Origin of the sequence: Streptomyces sp. NPDC048192 (assembly GCF_043202415.1) — a bacterium.
GTDB lineage: Bacteria > Actinomycetota > Actinomycetes > Streptomycetales > Streptomycetaceae > Streptomyces.
The window spans coordinates 508,717-534,567 of sequence record NZ_JBIDAL010000003.1 but is presented as its reverse complement, the minus strand read 5'-3'; the positions used below and the strand labels follow the sequence as shown (position 1 = coordinate 534,567).

Sequence of the window (25,851 nt, the reverse complement as noted above, 5' to 3'; positions counted from 1 at the left end):
GACACGGAAGGCCGGGCCGCCCATGCCTCAGCACCGCCGCACCTCAGTCCCGGTCCTGGCCCTCGCGGCCGCGGTCACGGCGTTCTGGCTGACCGGCTGCGCCGGATGGCAGGAGAGGGTCTGCCGGCCCGGCGAGGATCCGGTGCTCGCCGTGAACGACTCCGGCGGCGACTGCGTGCCCAAGGGCGAGGAACCGGCTCCGGGCTGGGCGCGCTATCCCCGGGGCAAGGTGCCCGTGTACGTGGGTGACGAGTGGGACCGGTACTGGTCCGACAGGACGCTCGACGAGAAAGGGCGTGTCGTTCCGCAGCCGCGGTGAGGGTGCGCGGCCACCGCTCCGGTCCTCATCGTCCCGCCGTCTTCTTCAGCGCAGCGGCCAGCGCCCGTGCCGTGGCCGTGTTGCAGTTCCCGAGCGCCACGAGTCCGGCGGGCCGGTCGTACCGGCCGGCGAAGCTCGGCAGGTCCACGCGGAGCGAGGGGAGCGTGATGCCGTGCAGGGCGAGGGCGGACCGCAGGTCCTCCACGCAGAGGGTCACGTCGTAGATGGTGGGGGAGGGGGAGTCGGGCATGGCTGCGGGCCGCCTTCCGTGCGGTGTGTGACGAACGCCTCACAGACTGTCGCTCGGCTGGCTACCGTGAAAGAGGTTTCGCGTTCGCGACCGGGGCAGCGAAAGGTGAGCGATGGCACGGCGCAAGGACATCGACGGCTCGACGAGCGTCCCCACCTTCTACGGCAAGGAGTTGCGGTGGAAGAGGGAGGCGGCGGGCCTGTCGCTGGAGGCGTTCCTCGAGGGCAGCTTCTACGGCAAGACCTACCTCAGCGACATCGAGCGCGGTGAGCGGAGAATGCCGTTGGATCTGGCCCGGCATGCGGACCGGGTGCTGAAGACCGACGGGTTCTTCGAGCGGCATTGCGAGGATGTGCGGAAGGCGCGGAGGGGCCCGCATGCCGCCTACTTCGAGAAGGTCCTGGAGGCCGAGAGGTACGCGGAATTCATCGAGGAATGGTGCCCCATCACCTTCCCGGGCCTGCTCCAGACAGCGCCGTATGCGCGGGAACTGGTCAGGTCGGCCCACCCGGCGGCCTCCGACGAATGGGTCGAGGAGAAGGTGACGGCCCGGCTCGCTCGTGCCCGCCTCTTCGAGGAGGACCACTCCACCCCGGAGTACTGGGTGGTCCTGCACGCGTCGCTGGTCACCGAACCGCTGCTGTCGCCCCAGGACATGACCGCGCAGCTTGACCGCATCGTGGAGCTGGCTGACCGGCGCCGGATCACTCCGCAGATCGTTCCGCGGAAGTGCCGCACGTATCCCCTGATGGCCGCGCCCATCATGGTCATGACTTTTCCGGACGCCCCGCCGCTCATCTACACCGAAGCGTCCTACAGCGGTGACACCATCGATGATCCGGCCCTCGTGAAGCAGTACCGCAAGGCATACGATCGGCTCAGGGCCGTCGCGCTGTCACCAGACACGTCCCTCGCCATGATCAAGGCAGCGGCAGAGGATTTCCGAAATGGCAAGCAACCGGATCGACTTGAGTGACGCTCTCTGGTTCAAGAGCAGCTACAGCAACGGCGACGGCGGCAACTGCGTAGAAGTCGCCGGCAACATCCCCGGCGTCGTCCCGGTCCGCGACTCCAAGTCCCCTGACGGCCCCGCCCTCGTTGTCGCCGCATCCGCCTGGACCCCCTTCGTCACCGCCCTGAAGCCGGCGTCGGCGTAACGCAAAGGGGGCCCGGGGTCTCAGTGACCCCGGGCCCCTTCCGCTCGGCGGAGCGTCAGCGTGTCAGTGCTTCTTGGCGTACGACTGGACGTAGCCGTTCGCCGGGGAGCCCACGCCGGTGACGTCGTCGTACCCCTTGACCGCGGACAGGGAGCTGTCCTTGCCCAGGCTGCGGACCGAGGTCAGCAGGCCGTCGGCGGCGTCGAAGCCGTTGGCGAAGTCGATACGGGCGACCGCCAGGCCGGAGCCCGTCGGGTTGTCCGTGACGTCGTGGAAGGCGCCCTGCTTGCCGTACTTGGAGTAGATCGTCGGGTTGGCGAAGCCGATCGCCTTGCCGCCGCGGGCCTCCTGGGCCAGCGCCTGGACCGCCGCGATCACCGGAGCGGCGAGCGAGGTGCCGCCGATGCGGTACTCGCTGTACTGCTGCGAGCCGTCCGGGAAGGTCTGGGTCTGGCCGACCAGGAAGCCGGTGTTGGGGTCGGCGATGGCCGCGATGTCCGGGACGACGCGGTTGCCGTCGGCGCTGTTGGCCTTGGCCAGCGCGTCCGGGACGACGCCCTTCTGGTAGTACGGCTCGGCGACCGTCTTGCTGGTGCCGCCGCCCGCGCCCGAGGTGAAGGCGCCGGGGAAGTTGGTCCAGCTCTTGCCGTCGGCCGACAGGGTCGCCTTCTCGGTGCCCCAGCCGGTCTCCCACTCGTACGTGTTGTCCTTGCCCACGGCCAGGGACGTACCGCCGACCGCCGTCACCCAGGCGGAGTTGGCCGGGGTGTCGACCTGCTTCGTGCCGGTGTGGGCGACCTCGTCGCCGTTGTCACCGGAGGAGAAGTAGAAGCCGATGCCCTGCACCGCGCCCAGCTGGAAGACCTGGTCGTAGGCGGCCGCGAGGTCCGGGGTCTGGTTGGCCTCGATGTCGCCCCAGGAGTTGGAGACGATGTCGGCCAGGTGGTTGTCCACGACCTTGCTCAGCGAGTCCAGCAGGTCGTCGTCGTAGCAGGAGGCCGCGCCGACGTAGGTGACGTCGGCGTCCGGGGCCACTGCGTGCACGGCCTCGACGTCGAGGGTCTCCTCGCCGTACCAGCCGGCCGCGCCGCACTCCTTGGTCTTGGTGTAGTTCTTCGGCAGCACCTGGTGCAGCTGGCTGGTCTTCCAGGCGGCGTCGCCGTTCTTCACCGCGTACTTGCCGGCGTCGTAGGCGATCGTCGGGGAGGCGTACGCGTCCGTGATGGCGACGCGGACGCCCTTGCCGGTGTAGGTGCCGGCGCCGTAGGCGGCGCGCAGCTGCTTGCCGGTGTAGCCCTTGATCGCGTACGGGATCTTCTGGCCGTACGCGTCCGGGAGCGTGGTCGCGATGTTCGAGCCGTAGTACGAGGAGAACGGCCCGGCGTTCTTGAACACGGCGTCCGGCGGCGGCAGCTGGTCGTCGTGGTTGGCCTTGTGCGGCGCGCTGTCCAGGCCGGTGACGGTGAGGACGGCGCCCTTCAGGCTCTCCGGGACGGAGGCCGTCTGCGCCGGGGCGCGGTAGGTCTTCGAGCCCTTGGCGTAGTTGTGCAGCTGGGTGCCGAACGCCTTCTCGGCGGCGGCCACGTCACCGGAGACGGCGACGTAGTGCTGGGTGACCTCGGTGACCTTCAGGCCGGCCGACGTCAGCCAGGACTTGACGGCGGCGACCTGGGCCTTGGTGGCCCCGAAGGCGGCCTGCGCCTTCTTGGCGCTCAGGTACTTGCCGTACAGCGGCGAGCTGGGGTCGGACACGGCCTTGGCGTAGGCGGCGAGGCCCGCCGCGTCCTTGCCGGCCAGGTAGACCCGGGCGTTCACCTGGGCGCTGTTCGAGGTCGCGCCCTTGTCCGCCTTGGCCGTGGCCCACAGCGGCTTGGTGCCCTTGATTGCGGTACGAGCGGGACTGTCCGCGGCGTGTGCCGCGGGTATGCCCAGCGCCAGCGCGCCGGCGACCATGGGCAGTGTCGCTGCCATGCTCACGGCGCGCAGCTTGGCGCGGTTGGATCTCATAGAACCCCCTGCGATGCGGTTCGCATGCATGTAGTGGCTGATGCTCATGCGTCCGCGTGCCGGCCCGCGGCGGTTCGGCCGACCGTATGGATCACACGATGGGGGTCACTCTTTCGATGAACCGTTCATGCCAGGGGAACGGAATGGTCAAGAGAAGCTCAAGTAACCGTCAGTTAGGGCGATTTGAGCCGCTCTGTCCTCACAGGTCGATTACGAAACTGCTGTCCCGCTTTCACGAACGCGGCGCGGAGTCCCGCTCCTTGAGCATCTGTGCCATCACCTGAAGCTCCGACTGCTGCGCGTCGACCATGCCCTGCGCGAGCCGCTTCTCCACGCCGACGGTGCATTTCCGGACACACCCCTCGGCCATGTGGATCCCGCCCTTGTGATGCTCCGTCATCAACTGCAGGTAGAGGATCTCGGCCTGTCTGCCGCTGAGCCACTGCAGCTTCCTCAGCTCCGTGTTCGTCGCCATGCCCGGCATCAACGAGCCGTCCCCGCGCTCGGGCATGTCGCCCATGCCCATCCACGCCATCGGCGGCTTCGCCGACACCTTCGGCAGGCCCCACAGATCCAGCCAGCCCAGCAGCATGCCGCGCTGGTTGGCCTGCGTCTGCGCGATGTCGTAGGCCAGCCGCCGCACCTCCGGGTTCTTCGTGCGGTCCCGGACGATGTACGACATCTCCACGGCCTGCTGGTGGTGCACGGCCATGTCCCGGGCGAACCCGGCGTCCGCCGACTCCGCGCCCGGCGCCTTCGGGGCCGGAGCGCCGGAATCCTCGGCGACCGCGTAGGTGGCCGCGCCGGCCGCGACGAGCGCCGCCGCCGCGGCTCCGGCGATCCAGCCGGCGTGCCGCCGCTTCACTACATCGCCCCGCTGGTGCAGGCGGCACCGGGCTCCGGAGTCTGCGGGCCCTGGACGTAGGCGGCGAAGAACCTGTCCACCTCGGGGTCCGACGCGCTCTTGACGGCCACCTGGTGGCCCCATGCCGACAGCATCAGCGGCGCGGCCTGGTTCTCGTACGGGCTCATCAGCGAGTACGGCGTCTTCTTCACCTTCGCCGCGAGCGCGTCGACGTCCGCCTTGCTCGCCTTGCCGGTGTACGTCACCCAGACCGCGCCGTGCTCCAGCGAGTGCACGGCGTTCTCGTCCTGCAGCGGCTTGGTGTAGACGGTGCCGTCGCAGGTCGCCCAGACCGGGTTGTGGTTGCCGCCGACCGGCGGGTGCATCGGGTACGACACCTTGGTCTGCACATGCGTCCGCGCCAGCTTCCCGGACCAGGTCCGCACACCGTCCTTGCCGGTGACCCAGTGCCCGGAGTCCCCGGAAGTCCCGGAGTCCGCGGCGGGCTTGGCGTCGCTCGCGGTGTCCTTCTTCTTCCCGGACTGGGAGTCGACCAGGACCACACCGCCGACGACGAGTCCGGCGACGACCACCACGCTCGCCGTGACGGCGACGACGCGGTTGCGGCGCTCGCGCACGCGCTCGGCTCGACGCATTTCCTCGATGCGCGCCTTGCGCGTCGCGCCGCTGTTCTTGGCGGAACCCATGAGGTGTCCTTCTGGGGGAAAGGGCCGGCAACGGGAAGGGTGGGGCCCGCTGATCGTAGTGGGAAAGGAGCTCACTTCCGTAGACCGGACGCGGCCAAGAGTGACCGGGAGAAAATTTGAACGAGGGATGCGTATTACCTAGGCTCGTGGTATGCGGCTCCTGCGCTCCACCGACCTGGCCCTGCGCGTCCTGATGCGACTGGCCGTGGCCGGCGACGCCACGCCCACCACCCGCCAGGTCGCGGAGGACATGGACGTGCCCTACACCCACGCCGCGAAGGTCGTCGCCGAACTCCAGCACCTGCGCCTGGTCGACGCCCGGCGCGGCCGGGGCGGCGGTCTGGCGCTGACCGAGAAGGGCCGTACGGCCTCGGTCGGCGCGGTGGTACGCACCTTCGAGGGCGACGGGGACGTCGTCGACTGCGAGGGCACCTCGGGCACGGCCCCCTGCCCCCTCAACTCCGGCTGCCGCCTGCGAGGCGCCCTGCGCCGGGCCCAGGAGGCGTTCTACGCGGCGCTGGACCCGGTCACCGTGGCGGAGATCGTCACCGCCCCCACGGGTCCGCTGCTGCTGGACATCTCCCGGGGGCCGCAGGGAGGTTGACCGTCGCGGCTCCGCACGGCGTGCCGCGGACCCGCGAGGGCCGCTCCATACCCGCAGGGCCCGGTGTCCGGCGGTCGTGCCGCCCGGCACCGGGCCCTGGAAGGCGAGTCGCCGCGGCGCGTGGACGGCGGCCGCGACGGCCGGTTCAGCTGCCCTGCCGGGCCAGCCACAGGTCGGGGCCGAAGACCTCGTAGTGGATGTCGGCCGGGGCCACACCCTTCTCGATCAGCTGACCGCGCACCGCGCGCATGAAGGGCAGCGGTCCGCACAGGTACGCGCGCGTGCCGGCCGGTACGTCGATGCCGGCGAGGTCGACCAGGCCGGTGCGGGCGTCCGGCCCGGCGTCGCGCTCGTAGAAGAAGTGCACCGAGGCGTCCGCGAGCTTGCCGGCGTACGCCTCGTGCTCGGTGCGCAGGGCGTGGCCGGCGGGGGAGCGGTCGCCGTGGACCACGGTGACCGGAGCGGTGTGCCCGTTCGCCGCGAGGTCGGCCAGCATCGCGACCATCGGGGTGACGCCGATGCCCGCGGAGGCGAGCAGCAGGGGGGTGCCGGCGTCGGCGTCCAGGACGAGGTCGCCGTACGGCTCGGACAGGTGCAGCACGTCGCCGGCCCGCACGCGCGCGTGCAGGTGGTTCGAGACCTCGCCGTCGGGGGTGGCACCGTCGCCGGTCACGCGCTTGACGCTGAACTGGCGAAGCGTCTCGCCCGGCGCGCCGGACAGGCTGTACTGCCGGATCTGGCGGGCGCCGTCGGGCAGCTCGACCTGGACGGAGACGTACTGGCCGGCGCGGAAGTCGCGCACCGGGCCGCCGTCGGCCGGGCGCAGCCGGAAGGTGACCACGTCCGCGGTCTCCTCGACGCGCTCCACGACCTCCCAGGGCCGCCGCTCGGTGCTGCCGCTCTCCTCGTACAGCCGCTTCTCGATCGCCATCAGCGCGTTCGCCATCAGCCAGTAGACGTCGGTCCAGGCGGCTGCGACCTCGGGGGTGACGGCGTCGCCGAGGACCTCGGCGATGGCGGCGAAGAGGTGCTCGTGGACGACCGGGTAGTGCTCGCGGGCCACGCCCAGGGAGGCGTGCTTGTGGGCGATCCGGCCGAGCATGGCGTCGGGCCGCCGGCCGGGGTGGTCCAGCAGGTGCGTGGCGAAGGCGGCGATCGAGCCGGCGAGGGCCTGCTTCTGGGCGCCGGAGGCCTGGTTGCCGCGGTTGAACAGGTTCCGCAGCAGCTCGGGGTGGGCGGCGAAGAGCCGGGCGTAGAACCGCTCGGTGATGTCGCCGATGGCCGCGCCGACGGCGGGAAGGGTGGCGCGGACGGTGGCTGCGGACTGCTCGGTCAGCATCGGGACTCCTTGCAACTCGACTGGTCAAAACGCTAAGAAAAGTTGCATCTCAGATGCAAATTAAACGGGCGTGGTATCCCTCACTCCCCTCGCCCTGCGGACCGGTCCCGCTCGCGGCGGATCCGGACCGCCCATTACGGATGTCGGCCCGAGCAGGCAAGATGGGCGACACAGCAGTACATCCGCCGTACGCGAGGCGTTCAGGCCGAGGACGCGTCCGCGATCAAGGTCCGCAACGCGCACGAAATGGTGTTGTGGTGGGATGCTCAGGTGCCGACCGCCTCCCGCGGGACCGAGGACAGGCGGCCTGACCAGCAAGGATGGGGAATCGGAAGATGGACAAGCAGCAGGAGTTCGTGCTCCGGACACTGGAGGAGCGCGACATCCGGTTCGTACGCCTGTGGTTCACGGACGTGCTGGGCTTCCTGAAGTCCGTCGCCGTGGCCCCCGCCGAGCTGGAGCAGGCCTTCGACGAGGGCATCGGCTTCGACGGCTCCGCCATCGAGGGCTTCGCCCGGGTCTACGAGTCCGACATGATCGCCAAGCCCGACCCGTCGACGTTCCAGGTCCTGCCCTGGCGCGCGGAGACCCCCGGCACCGCCCGCATGTTCTGCGACATCCTCATGCCGGACGGCTCGCCGTCCTTCGCCGACCCGCGGTACGTGCTCAAGCGCGCCCTGGCCCGCACCTCCGACCTGGGCTTCACCTTCTACACCCACCCCGAGATCGAGTTCTTCCTGCTGAAGGACAGGCCGCTGGACGGCTCCCGCCCCACCCCGGCGGACAACTCGGGCTACTTCGACCACACCCCGACCAACGTCGGCATGGACTTCCGCCGCCAGGCGATCACCATGCTGGAGTCGATGGGCATCTCGGTGGAGTTCTCCCACCACGAGGGCGCCCCCGGCCAGCAGGAGATCGACCTGCGCTACGCCGACGCGCTGTCCACGGCCGACAACATCATGACGTTCCGCCTGGTCATGAAGCAGGTGGCGCTGGAGCAGGGGGTGCAGGCGACCTTCATGCCGAAGCCGTTCTCCGAGCACCCCGGCTCCGGCATGCACACCCACCTGTCCCTCTTCGAGGGCGACCGGAACGCGTTCTACGAATCGGGCGCCGAGTACCAGCTCTCCAAGGTCGGCCGCTCCTTCATCGCGGGCCTGCTGAAGCACGCGGCGGAGATCTCCGCGGTCACCAACCAGTGGGTGAACTCCTACAAGCGCATCTGGGGCGGCTCCGAGCGCACGGCCGGCGCGGGCGGCGAGGCCCCGTCGTACATCTGCTGGGGCCACAACAACCGCAGCGCCCTGGTCCGCGTCCCGATGTACAAGCCCGGCAAGACCGGCTCCGCGCGCGTGGAGGTCCGCTCCCTCGACTCGGGCGCCAACCCGTACCTGGCCTATGCCGTCCTCCTGGCCGCGGGCCTGAAGGGCATCGAGGAGGGCTACGAGCTCCCGCCGGGCGCCGAGGACGACGTCTGGGCCCTGTCCAACGCCGAGCGCCGCGCGATGGGCATCGAACCGCTCCCGCAGAACCTCGGCGAGGCCCTGACCCTCATGGAGAGCAGCGACCTGGTCGCCGAGACCCTCGGCGAGCACGTCTTCGACTTCTTCCTGCGCAACAAGCGCCAGGAGTGGGAGGAGTACCGCTCGGAGGTCACCGCGTTCGAGCTGAAGAAGAACCTGCCGGTGCTGTAGGCGCAGGCCGGGGCGGGTTTCCGGCGCAGGGGCGGCGGGGTCGGCGGGCATGAGCCGCCGGTCCGGTCGCCCCTGCGTGCGTTCCGGGCTACTGGGCGACCGGCCTTCTGACGCGCTCGCTCTCGTCCCGCACGAGCAGGGAGAGCAGCGAGGCCACGGTCAGGCCGGCTTCCGCGGGATGGCGCAGCACCTTGTCCGGCTCGATGCGGTAGGTGTTCGTGCGCCCGTCCCGGGTGTGGGAGAGGTAACCGTCCTGCTCGAGGTCGGAGATGATGCGCTGGACGGCGCGCTCCGTGAGCCGGCAGCGGGCGGCGATGTCGCGGATCCGGATGTTCGGGTTGTCGGCGATGGCCGCCAGCACGCGCGCGTGGTTGGTGATGAACGTCCATCCTGTGTGAGGTTCCGGCACTCCAACCATGCCCCGCATTTTAGGGGAGGCCGTTGCCGGAACCTAGATACATGACATAGATTTCAGGTAATCGCTGACGCCCTTCTGCGATGAAGCACCACGGAAGGAGCCCGAAGGTGTCCTGGGACGAGGCCGGCATGGCAGGACTCACGAGCGACGCCGGCGGCACGCAGGGCTCGTACCGGGCCGACGGACCTGGCCCGGAAACCGGGGTGGCCCAGTACGAACGGGGCGGCGCCTGGGTCGTCGCCGCCCGCGGCTGCTATGACATGCAGTCGATCGAGCCTCTGGCGGACGCGCTCGACGCCGCCGCCCGGAAGCATCCGAAGGTGGTCCTGGACGCCTCCGGTGTCGCCTTCGCGGACTCCTCGTTCCTCAATCTGCTGATCCTCACTCACCAGACGGGCACCCTGCGGGTGGCCGCACCGCCGTGGCAGCTCCAGCGGCTGCTCGAGATCACCGGAGCCGACACCGTCCTGGAGATCAGGGAGACCGTGGAGGAGGCCGCCGCATCCTGAGCCCTGGTCGTCCACGCTTCTGGACTCGGCCAGCAGTCGAACGTGTGCCTCTGAGTCGCCGATGTGCATACATTCAGTGATCGTGAAGCTGGTGGTGCAGGTCAAATTGCTGCCGACGCCGGACCAGGCCACGGCGCTCGGAGCGACCCTGCGCGCTTGCAACGAGGCCGCCGACTGGGTCAGCGAGGTCGCTCATAAAACGGGTGTGAAGAGGTCCTTCGTACTGCGCAGGCACACCTACGCCGAGATCAGGGCCCGGTGGCGCCTGGGCGCGCAGGCTGCGCAGCATGTGATCAAGAAGGTTTGTGACGCGTACGCCGCGTTGAGGGCCCACAGGCAGGGCGGGAATCCGGGCAGGCCCGGCTCGAAGCGGTACCGGCAGGCCACGGCGAAGCCGATCGCCTTCCGGGCCGAGGCGGCTCAGCCGTACGACGACCGGATGCTGTCCTGGCAGATTGCGAATCGCCGGGTCTCCGTCTGGACCCTGCACGGGCGCGTGAGGGACGTGGCGTTCACCGCCTCTCCGGAACAACTGGCCACGTTGGCGTTGTACCGCAAAGGAGAGTCCGACCTGTTGTGCCGGGACGGCATGTGGTTCCTGCACGCCACCTGCGAGGTGCCTGAAGCGCCGACGAACACCGACCCGGTGGACTTCCTGGGGATCGACCTGGGCATAGTGAACAGGCCCGGCGGGCCAGAGACATCAACCACAAGATCGCGAAGCATGTGGTGGCCGAGGCTGAACGCACCGGTCGCGGTATTGCCCTGGAAGACCTGACGGGCATCCGTGAGCGGGTACGGCTTCGTAGGCCCCAACGGGCCACCCACTCCAGCTGGTCGTTCTCTCAGTTGGGGGCGTTCATCGCGTACAAGGCCCGCCGGGCAGGGGTGCCGGTGGTGTACGTCGATCCGGCCTACACCTCCCGCTTCGCGTGCCGGAACTGCGGATTCGTTGATCACGCAGACCGGAACGGCTCCCGCAACATCCGTGCCGGTGCATGTGAGTTGTGGCGATGCGGGGCCCAGTCGACGGCCCCTGCCCCGCCCCCGAAAACCAAGGGTGGGGCTGGACGCAGACGCAGCATCACCGCCGGTGATGCCCGTTGTGCAAGCTCGGGAACCTTGGGTTCCAGTAGTCGACCGAGTTGATGTACGGCGTGCTCGAGGAACCGGTGAAGGCCGTCCCCGGGGGTGAAGAGCGGATGAACGCCGGGTACCTGCGCCCCATGACAGCGAGGATCCTCGTGGGCACCTGCGGCTGGACCGACCGCGCACTCCTGACGAGCGGCTGGTACCCGCCCGGCCACCGCGACCCGGAGGGCCGGCTGCGCCACTACGCGACCCGTTTCCCCGTCGTCGAGGCCGACTCCCCGTACTACGCCCTCCCCGCGCCCCGCACCACCCGGCTCTGGGCGGAGCGCACCCCGCCCGGCTTCCGCTTCGACGTCAAGGCCTTCTCCCTCCTCACCGGCCACCCCACCCGCCCCGCCGCCCTGCCCCGGGACTTACGCGACCGCCCCCGCGACGAGGGCCTCCTGAACGAGGTCTGGACCCGCTACGCCGAGGCCGTCGCCCCCCTGCGCGACTCCGGCCGCCTGGGCACCCTCCTCTTCCAGTACCCGCCGGCCCTGACCCCCGGCCCGGACGCCGAGGCCTTCATCCGCGCCGCCAGGGAACGCGCCCGGGAGTGGCCCTTCGCCGTGGAGTTCCGCAACCCCGCCTGGTGGCGCAGCGACCGTACGGCCGCCTTCCTCAGGGACCTGGACGCCACGGCCGTGGCCGTCGACGCCCCCGGCCTCCCCCCGACGGCCCCCGTGACCACGCCCCGCCTGGCCGTGATCCGCTTCCACGGCCGCAGCCCGCACTGGGGCACGGGCAGCAAGGAGGACCGCTTCCGGCACACCTACACCACCGCCGAACTCACCGAGTGGCTGCCCCGCATCCGGTCCCTCGCGGCGGCGGCCGAGGAGGTCCACGCCCTCTTCAACAACTGCTGCGGCGACGCGGCGCCGAACGCGGCGCACGCCCTGCTGACCACGACGGTGCCGCGACCGCGTGCGGAGGGAAGCGGCCGTACCGGGCGGTGTCCGCCCGCAGCAGCCGGCGAAGACGGACACCGCGCCGGGCCGAGGCCGGACCCCACCTTCGGCGGCACCGACTGAAAACCAACCGCAGGCGCTCCCGCAGCGCGAGTCCCTGCGGGCACAGGCCACCGCACCGCGGACCCACAGCACCCGCAGGGGCGCAAGCACCCGCATGGACCCCCGTGCCGCGCACCGCCCGCCGCCCCCAGCCGCCTTCTTACCCAGACGCCCCCAGCCACCCAAGCCCCCGACCCCGCCGGCCCAAGCCCCCCAAGCCCGCCGGCTCCCCTCCAGTTAGGCTCTGGCCAGGAAGACCGCATCGAGGGGAGGCCACGGACATGACGCCGGGGCGCAGAAGCAGCACCTTCACCCGCCTGCTCCGACACGGCTTCACCGACCCCTCCGCCGCCGAGCACCTCCTGGACGGCCCGGAACTCGCCCCCGTCCGCAACGACCCCGTCCTCCTGGAAGCCCTCGGCGCCACCGCCGACCCCGACCTCGCCCTGCACGGCCTGGTCCGCCTCCTGGAGGCCCAGCCGACGCCCACCGCCCACCGGGAACTGCTGGACACCCTCATCGCGGCCAAGCCCCTGCGCGACCGCCTCCTCGGCGTGCTCGGCGCCTCCGCGGCCCTCGCCGACCACCTGGCCCGCCACCCCGCCGACTGGCAGGCCCTGGTCACCTACGAGCCGAGGGACCTCCACCCCGGCGTCGAGGAGTTCGAACGCGGCCTGGCCGAGGCCACCGACCCCGTCACCCTCCGCGTCGCCTACCGCCGCTGCCTGCTGTCCATCGCCGCCCGCGACGTCTGCGGCACCACGGACGTCGCCGAGGCGGCCGCCGAACTCGCCGACCTCGCCACCGCCACCCTCCGCGCGGCCCTGGCGCTGGCGCGGCAGAACGCGCCCGAGGACGCCGCCGCCTGCCGCCTCGCGGTGATCGCGATGGGCAAGTGCGGCGGCCACGAGCTGAACTACGTCTCCGACGTCGACGTGATCTTCGTGGCGGAGGCCACCGAGCAGAGCACCGAGACCGAGGCCCTCAAGGCCGCCACCCGTCTCGCCTCCCACCTCATGCGGATCTGCTCGGAGACGACCGTCGAGGGCTCCATCTGGCCCGTGGACGCCAACCTGCGCCCCGAGGGCCGCAACGGCCCCCTGGTGCGCACCCTCTCCTCCCACCTCGCCTACTACCAACGCTGGGCGAAGACCTGGGAGTTCCAGGCCCTCCTCAAGGCCCGCCCGGTCGCGGGGGACGCCGAACTCGGCCAGGCCTACGTGGACGCGCTCCAGCCCCTGGTGTGGAAGGCGGCCGAGCGCGAGAACTTCGTCGCGGACGTGCAGAAGATGCGCCGCCGCGTCGTCGAGAACATCCCCGCCGCCGAGATCGACCGCGAGCTGAAACTCGGCCCCGGCGGCCTGCGCGACGTCGAATTCGCCGTCCAGCTCCTGCAGTTGGTGCACGGCCGCACCGACCAGTCCCTGCGCAGCGGCACCACCCTCGACGCCCTGCACGCCCTGGCCGCCGGAGGCTACGTCGGCCGCGACGACGCCGCCCGCCTGGACGAGGCGTACCGCTTCCTGCGCTCGATGGAACACCGCATCCAGCTCTACCGCCTGCGCCGCACCCACCTCGTGCCCGCGGCGGAGGAGGACCAGCGGCGGCTGGGCCGCTCCCTGGGCCTGCGCACGGACCCGGTGGCCGAGCTGAACCGCGAGTGGAAGCGGCACACGGGCGTCGTACGCCGGCTGCACGAGAAGCTCTTCTACCGGCCGCTGCTCGACGCGGTGGCCCAGCTGGCCCCGGGCGAGGCCCGGCTGAGCGCCGAGGCGGCCCGCGAGCGCCTGGTCGCCCTCGGCTACGCGGACCCGGCGGCCGCCCTGCGCCACCTGGAGGCCCTGGCCTCCGGCGTGACCCGCAAGGCGGCGATCCAGCGCACCCTGCTGCCGGTCCTGCTCGGCTGGTTCGCGGACTCCGCGGACCCGGACGCGGGCCTGCTGAACTTCCGCAAGGTCTCCGACGCGCTCGGCAAGACCCCCTGGTACCTGCGCCTGCTGCGCGACGAGGGCGCGGCCGCCGAGAACCTGGCCCGTGTGCTGTCGGCGGGCCGCCTCGCCCCCGACCTGCTGATGCGCGCCCCCGAGGCGGTGGCCCTGCTCGGCGACGGCGACGGCGGCGGCCTCGCACCGCGCGGACGCGCCGCGCTCGAGCAGGAGATCCTCGCCGCCGTCGGCCGCGCCGAGAACGCCGGGCAGGGCGTCACCGCGGCCCGCGGCGTGCGCCGCCGCGAGCTGTTCCGCACGGCCGCCGCCGACATCGTCGGCTCCTACGGCACCGAGACCAGCCCCGCCGAGGCCGACCAGGGCGCCCTGGTGGACCGGGTCGGGGCGGCCGTCTCCGACCTCACCGCGGCCACCCTCGCCGGCACCCTGCGCGCCGTGGTCCGCGACGGCTGGGGCGACACGCTGCCCACCCGGTTCGCGATCATAGGGATGGGCCGGTTCGGCGGACACGAGCTGGGCTACGGCTCCGACGCGGACGTCGTCTTCGTGCACGAGCCGCAGGACGGCGTGGACGAGCACGAGGCGTCCGCCGCCGCGAACAAGGTCGTCGCCGAGATGCGCCGCCTGCTGGCGCTGCCCAGCGCCGACCCGCCGCTGCTCATCGACGCCGACCTGCGCCCGGAGGGCAAGTCGGGCCCGCTGGTGCGCACCCTGAAGTCGTACGAGGCGTACTACCGCCGCTGGTCCCTGGTCTGGGAGTCGCAGGCGCTGCTGCGGGCCGAGCCGGTCGCCGGGGACGAGGAGCTGGGCCGCCGCTTCACCGGGCTGATCGACCCCCTGCGCTATCCGCGCGGCGGGCTCGGCGAGGACGCCGTGCGCGAGATCCGCCGGCTGAAGGCCCGGATGGAGTCCGAGCGGCTGCCGCGCGGCGCCGACCCGAAGCTGCACACCAAGCTGGGCCCGGGCGGGCTGTCCGACGTCGAGTGGACCGTCCAGCTGTTCCAGCTGAGGCACGGCTGGGAGCAGCCCGGTCTGCGCACCACCCGGACCCGCGAGGCGCTGGCCGCCGCCCGCGACGCCGGGCTGCTGTCCGCGGAGGAGGCCGAGATCCTGGACGAGGCCTGGGTGCTGGCGACGCGGGTGCGCAACGCGGTGATGCTGGTGCGCGGCCGGGCCGGGGACACCTTCCCCACCGAGCCCCGCGAGCTGGCCGCCGTGGGCCGCTATCTGGGTTACGGCGCCGGCCACGCCGGGGACATGCTGGACGCCTACCGCCGTACCGCCCGCAGGGCCCGCACGGTGGTGGAGGAACTGTTCTACGCGGACTGAGCGGACGGCGCCGGCTCCGCCGCCCGGAGCGGCGCCGGCGCCCGTCTCGGCAGGGCGTGGGGCAGCGCCCCGAACCAGCAGCGCGCCACGGCGAACCCGAACGCCAGGCACAGCACGCCGCCCACCGCGTCCAGCCAGAAGTGGTTGGCGGTGGACACGATGACCAGCAGGGTGGCCGCCGGGTAGAGCAGGCCGAGGACCCGCGCCCACGGCACGGACGCCAGCGCGAACACCGTCAGCCCGCACCACAGCGACCAGCCGATGTGCATCGACGGCATCGCGGCGTACTGGTTGGACATGTCCTTCAGGTCGCCGGAGGCCATCGAGCCCCAGGTGTGGTGGACCATGACCGTGTCCACGAAGTGCCCGCCGCGCATCAGCCGCGGCGGCGCGAGCGGGAACAGGTAGTAACCGAGCAGGGCCACACCGGTCGTGGCGAACAGCGCCAGACGGGCCGCCGAGTACCGTCCCGGATGCCACCGGTACAGCCACACCAGCACGCCGATCGTGACCACGAAGTGCAGCGTGGCGTAGTAGTAGTTCATACCGACGATCAGCCAAGTCACCGAGTTCACCGTGTGGTTGACGGACTGCTCGGCGGCGATGCCCAGATGGTGCTCGGCGCGCCACACCCAGTCGGCGTTGCGCAGCGCCTTGCCCCGCTGCTCCGGGACGGCGTTGCGGATCAGTGAGTACGTCCAGTAACTCACCGCGATCAGAAGGATCTCGAACCAGAGCCGGGGCCGCCGCGGGCGCCTCAGCCGGCCCACGAGACCGCCGCCTGCCCCGTGCTCGACCTCGTCCGTGACGGAACCCGGAACGGCCACCTCCTCGCGACCTTCCGACTGCGTCACGGTCGAGTCACTCATAGCCATCAAGTCTGCCAGAAAAGGCGTCCTCGACCGATCATCCCAAGGTCGGGTCCGGGCCGCACCTTCTACGACGTACGGACGACATGCGGCGCCGAAGCCGTCGAACCGCGCACCACCAGCTCCGGCATGAACACGAACTCGCTGTGCGGCGCGGGCGTCCCGCCGATCTCCTCCAGCAGCGTGCGCACCGCGGCCTGTCCCATCGCCGGCACCGGCTTGCGGACCGTGGTCAGCGGCGGGTCGGTGAAGGCGATCAGCGGGGAGTCGTCGAAACCCACCACCGACACGTCCTGCGGCACCTCAAGACCCCGCTGCCGGGCGGCCCGTATGGCGCCGAGCGCCATCATGTCGCTGGCGCACACCACGGCCGTGCAGTCCCGCTCGATCAGGGCGGTCGCGGCGGCCTGCCCGCCCTCCAGCGTGTACAGCGAGTGCTGGATCAGCTCGGACTCGACCGCCTCGGCGGTGAACCCCAACTGGTCCTGCACGGCCCGGACGAAGCCCTCGATCTTGCGCTGCACCGGCACGAACCGCTTCGGCCCGAGGGCGAGCCCGATCCGGGTGTGTCCGAGCGACACCAGATGGGTCACCGCGAGCGTCATCGCGGCCCGGTCGTCGGGGGAGATGAACGGCGCCTGCACCTGCGGCGAGAACCCGTCCACCAGCACGTACGGCACGCCCTGCGCCCGCAGCCGCTCATAGCGGGACATGTCGGCGGTGGTGTCCGCGTGCAGCCCGGAGACGTAGATGATCCCGGCGACCCCGCGGTCCACCAGCATCTCGGTCAGCTCGTCCTCGGTCGAGCCGCCCGGGGTCTGCGTGGCGAGCACCGGCGTGTATCCCTGGCGGGTCAGCGCCTGGCCGATGACCTGGGCCAGGGCCGGGAATATCGGGTTCTCCAGCTCGGGGGTGATCAGCCCGACCAGGCCCTCGCTGCGCTGCCGCAGCCGCACCGGCCGCTCGTAGCCCAGCACGTCCAGCGCGGCCAGCACGGACTGGCGGGTGGTGGCGGCGACGCCCGGCTTCCCGTTCAGGACCCGGCTGACGGTCGCTTCGCTCACCCCCGCCTGCGCAGCGATGTCGGCAAGCCGTGTGGTCACGGCACTGGACTGTACCGGGCGTATGCCGCCTTGCACACCGACGGGACGCCGGGTTCGAGCGGCCGGACGGCCCGCCCTGGGTTGCTGCCTCATCGGGCTCCCTCGCATGGATGGTGGCAAGAGCTTGCAGAGTCTTGCACACGTGTCGGCCGACTGCTGAGCGGTAACGACAGGGTAACCATCGTGTTCCCTTGCACTTTTTTTCTGCAAGGTCTTTCGCAACGCTTACAACGCTGTTACGTTCCTGGTCGCCCGGCGGCCGCAACGGCGCAGTCGGCAAGACGGCAGGGACGGCGGACGGGACCGCCCTGCATCACGGGCTTTAACCCTCAAGGAGAACTCATGCGGCGTGGCATAGCGGCCTCCGCGCTGGTGGCGTCCCTCGCCCTGGCGGCGACGGCCTGCGGCAGCGGGAGCGACAGCGGCAGCGGCAAGTCGGACGGCCCGGTCACCATCACCTGGTGGGACACCTCCAACGCCACGAACGAGGCGCCGACGTACAAGGCCCTGGTCCAGAAGTTCGAGGCCGCCAACAAGAACATCAAGGTCAAGTACGTCGACGTCCCCTTCGACCAGGCGCAGAACAAGTTCGACACCGCGGCCGGCTCCAAGGGCGCCCCGGACGTGCTGCGCTCGGAGGTCGGCTGGACCCCCGCCTTCGCGAAGAAGGGCTACTTCCTGCCGCTGGACGGCACCGAGGCCCTCGCCGACCAGGCCAAGTTCCAGCCCAGCCTGCTCCAGCAGGCGCAGTACCAGGGCAAGACCTACGGCGTGCCGCTGGTCACCGACACCCTGGCCCTCGTCTACAACAAGGCCCTGTTCAAGAAGGCCGGCATCACCGAGGCGCCCAAGACCTGGGACGAGCTGAAGTCCGACGCCGCCAAGATCCAGGCCAAGACCGGCCAGTACGGCTACTGGGGCTCGACCCAGGCCTACTACGCGCAGACCTTCCTGTACGGCGAGGGCACCGACACCGTCGACGCCTCGGCCAAGAAGATCACCGTCGACTCGCCGGCCGCGAAGAAGGCCTACGGCACCTGGCTGAGCACCTTCTCCGGCAAGGGCCTGCACAAGGCCGACACCACCGCCGACGCCTACGCCCACATCCAGGACGCGTTCGTCAACGGCAAGGTCGCCGCGATCATCCAGGGTCCCTGGGAGATCACGAACTTCTACAAGGGCAGCGCCTTCAAGGACAAGTCCAACCTGGGCATCGCCACCGTCCCGGCCGGCTCCACCGGCAAGGCGGGCGCCCCGACCGGCGGCCACAACCTCTCGGTCTACGCCGGCTCGGACAAGGCCCACCAGGAGGCGGCGCTGAAGTTCGTGAAGTTCATGACCTCGGCGTCCTCCCAGGAGACCATCGCCCTGAAGAACTCCACCCTGCCGACCCGCTCCGACGCCTACACCGCCCAGGTCAAGGCCGACCCCGGCATCGCCGGCTACCAGTCCGTGCTGCCGGCCGCCCAGCCCCGCCCGGCGCTGCCCGAGTACAGCTCCCTGTGGGGTCCGCTCGACACCGAGCTGCCGAAGATCGCCGGCGGCAAGGAGTCGCTGGACCAGGGCCTGAGCAACGCCGAGGCCGCCATCGGCAAGCTGGTGCCCGACTTCAGCAAGTGACACCCGGTCGGCCGTCGGATCCTCGCTCAGGAGGGGAAGGATCCGACGGCCACCGCCCTGTGCCCGGCCAACTCCTTGATCCTTTGAAGGTGTCGAACCATGACAGTCGCCATCGACCGCGCGACCGGCAAGCGCCGCGGTGACCGCGCGCCTCGGCCCGGGCTGGGGCAGCGCATCAAGAACGGCTACCAGAGGTACTGGTACGCCTACGCGATGATCGCACCGGTGGTCGTCGTGCTCGCCGTGATCGTGGGCTACCCGCTGCTCCGCGGCGTCTACCTGACCCTCACCGACGCCAACAGCCTGAACTCGGCCCGCACGATCGGCGTCAACCACATCCCGGCGACGTACAAGTTCATCGGGTTCGGCAACTACAAGGACATCCTGTTCGGCCCGCTGTCGTACGACCGGTTCTGGTCGCACTTCATCTGGACCGTCGTGTGGACGGCCGCCTGCGTCGCCCTGCACTACACGATCGGCCTGGGCCTCGCGCTCATGCTCAACGAGAAGCTGCGCGGCCGCACCTTCTACCGGGTGCTGCTGGTCCTGCCCTGGGCGGTGCCGACCTTCGTCACCGTCTTCTCCTGGCGGATCATGCTCTCCGACTCCGGAGTGATCAACCAGATCCTGCACGCGGTGCATCTGCCCCAGCCGCAGTGGCTGGAGGACACCTTCTGGCAGCGGTTCGCCGCGATCATGGTCAACACCTGGTGCGGTGTGCCGTTCATGATGCTCTCGCTGCTCGGCGGACTGCAGTCCATCGACTCCTCGCTGTACGAGGCCGCCGAGATGGACGGCGCGACCGCCTGGCAGCGGTTCCGGCACGTCACCCTGCCGGGGCTGCGGTCCGTCAGCTCCACCGTCGTCCTGCTCGGCATCATCTGGACCTTCAACCAGTTCGCCATCATCTTCCTGCTGTTCGGCCCGACCAGCGCCCCCGACGCACAGATCCTCGTCACCTGGGCCTACTTCCTGGGCTTCGGACAGCAGCCGCGCGACTTCGCCCAGTCCGCCGCGTACGGCGTACTGCTGCTGTCCATCATCACCGTCTTCACCTCCTTCTACTTCCGCTGGCTGAAGCGCAATGACCAGCTCGCCGTCTGACGCCGCAGGAGCCGCCGCCATGAGCACCACGACCCTGGAAAAGACCGAGGCCGGTCCCGCCCCGGCCGCACAGCCCCCGCGGCGTGTGCGCCGGCGCGGCGAACGCGGCCCGCTCGGCGCCGCCCTGCTGCACGGCGGCCTCGCCGTCGCGAGCCTGATCGCGCTCGCCCCGGTGGCCTGGCTGATCTACCTGTCGCTCGGGCCCGACAAGGACGACTACCTGCACCCGGGCAAGATCGCCGCCAAGGCCGGCTTCTCCAACTACAGCTTCGTGCTGCAGCACACCGGGTTCTTCGACTGGTTCAAGTCGACGATGATCGTGGCCCTCGGCACCACCCTGATCGGCGTCCTCGTCGCCGCCACCACCGGGTACGCGGTCTCCCGGATGCGCTTTCCCGGCTACAAGCAGCTGATGTGGGTCCTGCTGCTCACCCAGGCCTTCCCGATCGCCATCCTGATCGTGCCGATGTACGAGATCTTCAGCCGGCTCGACCTCATCGACACCTACTGGGCGCTGATCATCATCAACTGCACCACGGCCGTGCCGTACAGCGCCTGGCTGCTCAAGGGGTACTTCGACACCATCCCCTTCGAGATCGACGAGGCCGGACGCGTCGACGGGCTCAGCCCGTTCGGCACGTTCTTCCGGCTGATCCTGCCGCTGGCCCGGCCGGGCCTGGCCGTCGCCGCCTTCTACAACTTCATCACCGCCGTCGGCGAGGTCGCCTTCGCGACGACCTTCATGCTGGACGACTCCAAGTACACCTTCGCCGTCGGCCTGCAGACCTTCGTCAGCGAGCACGACGCCCAGTGGAACTACATGGCCGCCACCGCGGTGCTGATCGCGATACCCGTGTCGGTGTTCTTCTACCTCGTGCAGAAGAACCTCGTCACCGGCCTCACCGCCGGCGGCACCAAGGGCTGACGGCCGCTTTTGAAGAAGGCCCCCTGCCCCCGCGCCCCAGTCGGGCGCGGGTAGGCGGCCGCGGTGCCGATCCGACCCCGCTGACACCGCGGCCGCCTCGCATCCGTTCCCCGGTCCGTCTCCGCAGCCGTACCGCATCCACGCGCCCATGACCCGAACCCGTTTACCTCTCAAGGACGCCATGAGCCAGCAGCACACCGCCGCACCGGCCCCCCGCTCCGTCGCCGTCACCGACCGCCGTCGCGACTGGTGGCGGGACGCGGTCATCTACCAGGTCTATCCGCGCAGCTTCGCCGACAGCAACGGCGACGGCATGGGCGACCTGGAGGGCGTACGCTCCCGCCTGCCGCACCTGCGCGACCTGGGCGTGGACGCCGTGTGGCTCAGCCCCTTCTACGCCTCCCCGCAGGCCGACGCCGGCTACGACGTCGCCGACTACCGTGCCGTCGACCCGATGTTCGGCAACCTCCTGGACGCCGACGCGCTGATCCGCGACGCCCACGAGCTGGGGCTCAGGATCATCGTCGACCTCGTCCCCAACCACTCCTCCGACCAGCACGAGTGGTTCAGGCGCGCCCTCGCCGAGGGCCCCGGCTCCCCGCTGCGGGAGCGCTACCACTTCCGCCCCGGCAAGGGGAGGAACGGCGAACTGCCGCCCAACGACTGGGAGTCCATCTTCGGCGGCCCGGCCTGGACCCGGGTGACGGAACCGGACGGCACGCCCGGCGAGTGGTACCTGCATCTGTTCGCGCCCGAGCAGCCCGACTTCAACTGGGAGCACCCGGCCGTCGGCGACGAGTTCCGCTCGATCCTGCGCTTCTGGCTGGACATGGGCGTCGACGGCTTCCGCATCGACGTGGCCCACGGCCTGGTGAAGGCCGACGGCCTGCCCGACCTCGGCGCCCACGACCAGCTCAAGCTGCTGGGCAACGATGTCATGCCGTTCTTCGACCAGGACGGCGTGCACGAGATCTACCGCCAGTGGCGCCGCATCCTGGACGAGTACTCCGGTGAGCGCATCTTCGTGGCCGAGGCCTGGACCCCGACCGTCGAGCGCACCGCGAACTACGTCCGCCCGGACGAGCTGCACCAGGCCTTCAACTTCCAGTACCTGTCGACGGAGTGGGACGCGAAGGACCTCCGTACGGTCATCGACCGCACCCTGGAGGCCATGCGCCCCGTCGGCGCCCCGGCCACCTGGGTGCTGTCCAACCACGACGTCACCCGGCACGCCACCCGCTTCGCCAACCCGCCCGGCGTCGGCACCCAGATCCGCACGGCCGGAGACCGGGAGCTGGGCCTGCGCAGGGCGCGCGCCGCCACCCTCCTCATGCTGGCGCTGCCCGGCTCGGCGTACATCTACCAGGGCGAGGAGCTGGGCCTGCCGGACGTCGTCGACCTGCCCGACGAGGTGCGCCAGGACCCGGCGTACTTCCGCGGCGCCGGCCAGGACGGCTTCCGCGACGGCTGCCGCGTGCCGATCCCGTGGACGCGAGAGGGCTCCTCCTACGGCTTCGGCAGCGGCGGCAGCTGGCTGCCCCAGCCGGCCGGCTGGGGCGAGCTGAGCGTGGAGGCGCAGACCGGCGTCGCCGGCTCGACGCTGGAGCTGTACCGGGCCGCGCTGGCCGCCCGCCGCACCCGGCCCGACCTGGGCGCGGGCGACGCCGTGGAGTGGCTGCGCGCCCCCGAGGGCGTCCTGGCCTTCCGGCGCGGCGAGTTCGTCTGCGTCACCAACACCACCGGGGAGTCGGTGACGACCCCGGTGTACGGCCGGGTGCTGCTCGCCAGCGGCGAGGTGACCGAGACCGACGACGAGACGAAGGTCCCGGCCGACACGACCGTCTGGTGGACCACGGCGCAGTGACGGCGCAGTGACACGAGGCGAAGGCCCGCCGCCACGCGGCGGGCCTTCGCCCTTCCCGCTCCCGGCCGCCGTTTCGCCCGTTTTGGTTGCCGCGCACGGGAGTTGGTAGTACACACACGGCAGGGCCTGTCGTGCGTCGGGGGAGACGGTCGCCATGGGGGAGCAGCGCACGGAGAGCGGCCTGACGCCGCTCGCCGAAGCCGTCGCGTACTGGCCGGAGATCCAGCAGGCGGAACCGCTGCTCGCCGCCGAGATCGAGGCCATGGAATGGGAAGCGGAACCGCATCTGACCGAGCGGGACCGGGAGGATGGTCCGGAAGATGATCGTCGGCGCGTGCAGTGCGGCGCGCGCCGCCGGGCCGGACGCCGTGCACGGCGTGCTCGCCCCCCGGAAGGCGGGCATCGAGAAGTACATCGTGGAGTCGGCGGGGATCAGGGCCCGCAAGCGCTACGCCTGGGGGCTGTGCCTGGGGGCGATCGCGAGCATCGTGCTGCTCATCGCGGTGGGGCTGAGCATGAAGGACATCGCCGTCGCGTTCCGGCACGCCTTCGTCGGCAGCCACGACCTCACCGAGGAGGAGTTCTTCGCGCTGCGGGACGCCCTGGCCTGCCTCGGCGGCGGCACCATCGGGGCGGTGCTCAGCGTGCTGCTGCGGATGGGGACGGGGCTTCCGGTGTCCTATCGCACGACGAGCGGCAGGGACGCGTTCTTCCGCATCGTGCTGGGCTGGATCTTCGCGGCCGGCATCATCAGCCTCGTCAAGGGGCACATCGTCGCGGTGTTCCCGGACCCCAGCGAGGACCTGCTGAAGGCCGCGCACCCGTTCGCCGATCCGATGGTGGTGGAGTCCTTCTTCTTCTGGATCGGGGTCGGCATCCTGGCCGGCTTCAACGAGCGCTGGGTCAAACGGCTGATCTCCCAGCCGGTGACCGATCCGAAGAAGTGACCGCGCGGGGGCGCGGCCGCGGGGACGTCAGGCCCCGCGGCCGCGCCGGTTGCTACTTCCAGGTGTCGCTGGTGGTGTATCCGGAGGAACTGCCCGTCGTGTACGAGCGGTTCGTGCCGGACTCCCAGGTCACGTTCCCGGAGGCGTCCTTCTTGAGGTACTTGTAGGTGAAGGACGTGTTCTTCGGGACGATCACCAGCCTGCTCCACTTCGGGTACGCGGCCGAGGACAGCGGGATCGCGTCGCCGGTGTTCCAGGAGCCGAGGGACGGCAGGGAGCCCACGACGTAGACGTTGGTGCCCCAGTCGGTCGTGGCGTTCTCGTTGAAGGTGACGTCGGTGGCGTCCGTGTCGGCCACGTTCCAGGAGTTGTCCAGGGTGAGTGCCGACGTGGTGGTGGCCGCCGACCTGTTGGCGTTCGACTCCCAGGTGACGTTGCCCGAAGCGTCCTTCTTTATGTACTTGTAGGTGAAGGACGTGTTGACCGGGACGTTCACCTCGCCGGACCAGACCGGGTAGCCGGTGGACGACAGCTTGACCGCCTTCGAGGTGTCCCAGCCGCCCAGGGCCGGGATCGAGCCGCTCACGTACACGTCCGTGCCGGACGTCGTGGGCGCGTACTCGTCGAAGGTGGCGCTGACCGTGTCACCGGAGGTGCCGCCCGCGTCCCCGCAGCCCACCGTGCAGGTGTAGGAACCGTTGTAGAAGGCGACCGCGCTCTTCGCCGGGATCGTGATCGACGCGCTGCCGCCGGAGACGGTCACCGCCGTCGCGCCGCCGTCGACGACGTTGCGGTACGTGCCGTCGGCCATGCCCGTCGTGAACGTGTACGTGGCCGCCGAGGTGCCGTTGTTCAGGGCGAAGAACCCCTTGCCGCTGCGCCCGAAGCCGATCACGGACGACGACTTGGTCTGCCAGTCGGACACCGCGGCCGTGTCGGTCGCGTTGTGCCAGGCCACCATGCCGACCACGGCGGTGTCCCGGTCCAGGCAGTACCAGGCGCCCCCGGAGCAGTCCGTGTTCGTGACGAACCCGGCGGAGTTCGGCGGGGCCTGGTCGCTCTGCGTCCACTCCCAGGAGGCGTACACCGTCGGCGTCGACCACTTGTAGGCCAGCTGGAAGAGGTTGGCGAGCTTGTAGGTGTCGCCGTCCTTGTACGACATGTCCGTGCCGTTGCGCTCGGTGTCGTGGTTGGTCACGAAGGACACCGAGTTCGCGGCGGGCAGGATGCCGGACGACGACAGCGACGCCAGGTCGCTCACGTTGCCCTGGAACGCCGACTTCAGCTTGGCGGCGTAGGTGAAGTCCAGGACGTCGCCGGTGCCGTAGTAGTCGCTGGGCTGCGGGGTGGCGCCCGGATAGACCTCCTGGAAGACGTACGGCGCGGTCCCCGAGGTGGTGTGGGTCAGCTTGCCCTCGATCGCCGCGAGGTCGGCCGCCGGGATGTGCTTGGCCGCGTCGACCCGGAAGCCGTCCACGCCCAGGGCCAGCTGGGAGTTGAGGTAGTCCGCGATCCCCGCCCGCACGGTGTCCGAGCCGGTCTTCAGGTCGGGCATGCCCAGCAGTTCGCAGTTCTGGACCTGGGTCAGGTTGGAGTAGTCCTGGATGGTCAGGTCCGAGGTGGGGCACTGGCTGGAGTCGTGGTAGTCGCCGCGCGACCAGTTCGGGGTGGTGTACTTGTCGGTGATGGTCGTGCCGTTGTAGCCGGTGCCGGTCTGCGCGGCGGTGTGGTTGATCACCGCGTCCGTGTAGACCTTCACCCCGGCCTTGTGGCAGGCGCTGATCATGGCGGCGAACTTCGCCTGGCTGCCGAAGCGGCTGTTCAGGCTGTAGGAGTACGGCTGGTAGACGTCCCACCAGTAGTACGAGGACTGCTTGAGGGACTCCTCGGGCGGCGCCACCTGGACCGCGCCGTAACCCGCCGGGCCCAGCACATCGGTGCACTCCGAGGCGACGGAGTCCCAGTTCCACTCCCAGAGGTTGGCGATCACATCGCCCTTGGCGGTGGTGTCCGCCTGCGCGGACGACGCCGGCAGGGCGAGCACGCCGGCGAGGGCGAGCGCGCCGGCGGCCACGGCGCCGGCCGTGCGGCGGACGGGCCCCGGCGGACCGAGGGTGCGGTGTCGGTTTCCGGTCATGTGCGGCTCCGAAAA

At 70.5% G+C, this 25,851-nt stretch carries 22 protein-coding genes and 1 pseudogene; 14 read left to right on the top strand and 9 right to left on the bottom strand.

Translation table 11 applies throughout. The features are described from left to right. Window positions 1-22 precede the first annotated feature (22 nt). On the top strand, window positions 23-319 hold the full coding sequence (locus tag ACGFZN_RS08050; protein WP_393857628.1) for an SCO0607 family lipoprotein: 297 nt from the start codon (window positions 23-25) through the stop codon (window positions 317-319). A 25-nt stretch (window positions 320-344) separates the two neighbouring features. Here the strand turns inward: ACGFZN_RS08050 and ACGFZN_RS08045 are convergent, their stop codons facing one another. Further along, window positions 345-569: a hypothetical protein gene (locus tag ACGFZN_RS08045; RefSeq protein ID WP_393857627.1), complete on the bottom strand. Its 225-nt coding sequence runs from the start codon at window positions 567-569 to the stop codon at window positions 345-347. Window positions 570-681: 112 nt separating this feature from the next. On the opposite strand from ACGFZN_RS08045, the gene ACGFZN_RS08040 reads away from it, so the two are divergent. Further along, window positions 682-1,545: a helix-turn-helix domain-containing protein gene (locus ACGFZN_RS08040; protein ID WP_393857626.1), complete on the top strand. Its 864-nt coding sequence runs from the start codon at window positions 682-684 to the stop codon at window positions 1,543-1,545. Beyond that, window positions 1,517-1,726 carry a DUF397 domain-containing protein gene (locus tag ACGFZN_RS08035; RefSeq protein WP_393857625.1) on the top strand — a complete coding sequence of 70 codons (210 nt, stop codon included), beginning with the start codon at window positions 1,517-1,519 and terminating at the stop codon, window positions 1,724-1,726. The genes ACGFZN_RS08040 and ACGFZN_RS08035 overlap by 29 nt, the downstream gene beginning before the upstream one ends. A 63-nt stretch (window positions 1,727-1,789) precedes the next feature. Here the strand turns inward: ACGFZN_RS08035 and ACGFZN_RS08030 are convergent, their stop codons facing one another. The 3 genes from ACGFZN_RS08030 to ACGFZN_RS08020 all read right to left on the bottom strand — a co-directional run bounded on the left by ACGFZN_RS08030 (window position 1,790) and on the right by ACGFZN_RS08020 (window position 5,284). Then, window positions 1,790-3,733: a protease pro-enzyme activation domain-containing protein gene (locus ACGFZN_RS08030; protein ID WP_393857624.1), complete on the bottom strand. Its 1,944-nt coding sequence runs from the start codon at window positions 3,731-3,733 to the stop codon at window positions 1,790-1,792. 232 nt (window positions 3,734-3,965) lie between these two features. Next, the gene (locus ACGFZN_RS08025) at window positions 3,966-4,598 is read right to left on the bottom strand and encodes a DUF305 domain-containing protein (RefSeq protein ID WP_393857623.1); all 633 of its coding nucleotides are present in this window, start codon (window positions 4,596-4,598) and stop codon (window positions 3,966-3,968) included. Beyond that, window positions 4,598-5,284, bottom strand: coding sequence for a DUF3105 domain-containing protein (locus tag ACGFZN_RS08020; protein WP_393857622.1), 687 nt, complete (start codon window positions 5,282-5,284; stop codon window positions 4,598-4,600). Before ACGFZN_RS08020 ends, ACGFZN_RS08025 begins: the two co-directional genes overlap by 1 nt. Window positions 5,285-5,435: 151 nt before the next feature. Here ACGFZN_RS08020 and ACGFZN_RS08015 point away from each other — a divergent pair, with 151 nt between their 5' ends. Beyond that, window positions 5,436-5,888, top strand: a complete 453-nt coding sequence (locus tag ACGFZN_RS08015; RefSeq protein ID WP_393857621.1) for an RrF2 family transcriptional regulator — start codon at window positions 5,436-5,438, stop codon at window positions 5,886-5,888. A 145-nt stretch (window positions 5,889-6,033) separates the two neighbouring features. Here ACGFZN_RS08015 and ACGFZN_RS08010 read toward each other — a convergent pair whose 3' ends face one another. Further along, a complete protein-coding gene (locus ACGFZN_RS08010; RefSeq protein WP_393857620.1) occupies window positions 6,034-7,227 on the bottom strand; it encodes a globin domain-containing protein in 1,194 nt (397 codons plus the stop codon). A 335-nt stretch (window positions 7,228-7,562) separates the two neighbouring features. Here ACGFZN_RS08010 and glnA point away from each other — a divergent pair, with 335 nt between their 5' ends. Beyond that, complete coding sequence (gene glnA / locus ACGFZN_RS08005) at window positions 7,563-8,924, top strand: type I glutamate--ammonia ligase (protein ID WP_393857619.1); 1,362 nt, start codon at window positions 7,563-7,565, stop codon at window positions 8,922-8,924. An 88-nt stretch (window positions 8,925-9,012) separates the two neighbouring features. On the opposite strand, the gene ACGFZN_RS08000 is transcribed toward glnA, so the two are convergent. Next, window positions 9,013-9,342, bottom strand: coding sequence for a helix-turn-helix transcriptional regulator (locus tag ACGFZN_RS08000; RefSeq protein WP_393857618.1), 330 nt, complete (start codon window positions 9,340-9,342; stop codon window positions 9,013-9,015). Window positions 9,343-9,449: 107 nt separating this feature from the next. Between ACGFZN_RS08000 and ACGFZN_RS07995 the strand changes: the two genes are divergently transcribed. The 4 genes and pseudogenes from ACGFZN_RS07995 (at window position 9,450) to ACGFZN_RS07980 (ending at window position 15,267) form a co-directional block, all read left to right on the top strand. Beyond that, entirely contained in the window at window positions 9,450-9,851 is a 402-nt protein-coding gene (locus ACGFZN_RS07995) for an STAS domain-containing protein (RefSeq protein ID WP_393857617.1), read from the top strand. Between the two features lie 82 nt (window positions 9,852-9,933). Then, window positions 9,934-11,000: pseudogene (locus tag ACGFZN_RS07990) on the top strand (RNA-guided endonuclease InsQ/TnpB family protein). Window positions 11,001-11,077: 77 nt separating this feature from the next. Beyond that, on the top strand, window positions 11,078-12,013 hold the full coding sequence (locus ACGFZN_RS07985) for a DUF72 domain-containing protein (RefSeq protein WP_393857616.1): 936 nt from the start codon (window positions 11,078-11,080) through the stop codon (window positions 12,011-12,013). A 260-nt stretch (window positions 12,014-12,273) separates the two neighbouring features. After that, window positions 12,274-15,267, top strand: coding sequence for a bifunctional [glutamine synthetase] adenylyltransferase/[glutamine synthetase]-adenylyl-L-tyrosine phosphorylase (locus ACGFZN_RS07980; protein WP_393857615.1), 2,994 nt, complete (start codon window positions 12,274-12,276; stop codon window positions 15,265-15,267). On the opposite strand, the gene ACGFZN_RS07975 is transcribed toward ACGFZN_RS07980, so the two are convergent. Both ACGFZN_RS07975 and ACGFZN_RS07970 read right to left on the bottom strand, forming a co-directional pair. Then, window positions 15,255-16,136, bottom strand: a complete 882-nt coding sequence (locus tag ACGFZN_RS07975) for a phosphatase PAP2 family protein (RefSeq protein ID WP_393857614.1) — start codon at window positions 16,134-16,136, stop codon at window positions 15,255-15,257. The genes ACGFZN_RS07980 and ACGFZN_RS07975 overlap by 13 nt on opposite strands. 68 nt (window positions 16,137-16,204) lie before the next feature. Beyond that, window positions 16,205-17,239, bottom strand: coding sequence for a LacI family DNA-binding transcriptional regulator (locus tag ACGFZN_RS07970; RefSeq protein WP_393857613.1), 1,035 nt, complete (start codon window positions 17,237-17,239; stop codon window positions 16,205-16,207). A 342-nt stretch (window positions 17,240-17,581) separates the two neighbouring features. Between ACGFZN_RS07970 and ACGFZN_RS07965 the strand changes: the two genes are divergently transcribed. The 5 genes from ACGFZN_RS07965 to ACGFZN_RS07945 all read left to right on the top strand — a co-directional run bounded on the left by ACGFZN_RS07965 (window position 17,582) and on the right by ACGFZN_RS07945 (window position 23,699). Then, window positions 17,582-18,859, top strand: coding sequence for an extracellular solute-binding protein (locus ACGFZN_RS07965; RefSeq protein WP_393857612.1), 1,278 nt, complete (start codon window positions 17,582-17,584; stop codon window positions 18,857-18,859). 99 nt (window positions 18,860-18,958) lie between these two features. Next, a complete protein-coding gene (locus tag ACGFZN_RS07960; RefSeq protein ID WP_393857611.1) occupies window positions 18,959-19,963 on the top strand; it encodes a carbohydrate ABC transporter permease in 1,005 nt (334 codons plus the stop codon). Between the two features lie 19 nt (window positions 19,964-19,982). Continuing rightward, window positions 19,983-20,888 (top strand): sugar ABC transporter permease, encoded by a 906-nt coding sequence (locus ACGFZN_RS07955; protein ID WP_393857610.1) that lies wholly within the window; start codon window positions 19,983-19,985, stop codon window positions 20,886-20,888. Window positions 20,889-21,069: 181 nt separating this feature from the next. Next, window positions 21,070-22,752 (top strand): glycoside hydrolase family 13 protein, encoded by a 1,683-nt coding sequence (locus ACGFZN_RS07950; RefSeq protein WP_393857609.1) that lies wholly within the window; start codon window positions 21,070-21,072, stop codon window positions 22,750-22,752. A 320-nt stretch (window positions 22,753-23,072) separates the two neighbouring features. Further along, complete coding sequence (locus ACGFZN_RS07945; protein ID WP_393857608.1) at window positions 23,073-23,699, top strand: hypothetical protein; 627 nt, start codon at window positions 23,073-23,075, stop codon at window positions 23,697-23,699. Between the two features lie 52 nt (window positions 23,700-23,751). Here ACGFZN_RS07945 and ACGFZN_RS07940 read toward each other — a convergent pair whose 3' ends face one another. Continuing rightward, the gene (locus ACGFZN_RS07940) at window positions 23,752-25,836 is read right to left on the bottom strand and encodes a carbohydrate-binding module family 20 domain-containing protein (RefSeq protein ID WP_393857607.1); all 2,085 of its coding nucleotides are present in this window, start codon (window positions 25,834-25,836) and stop codon (window positions 23,752-23,754) included. Between the last annotated feature and the right edge of the window lie 15 nt (window positions 25,837-25,851).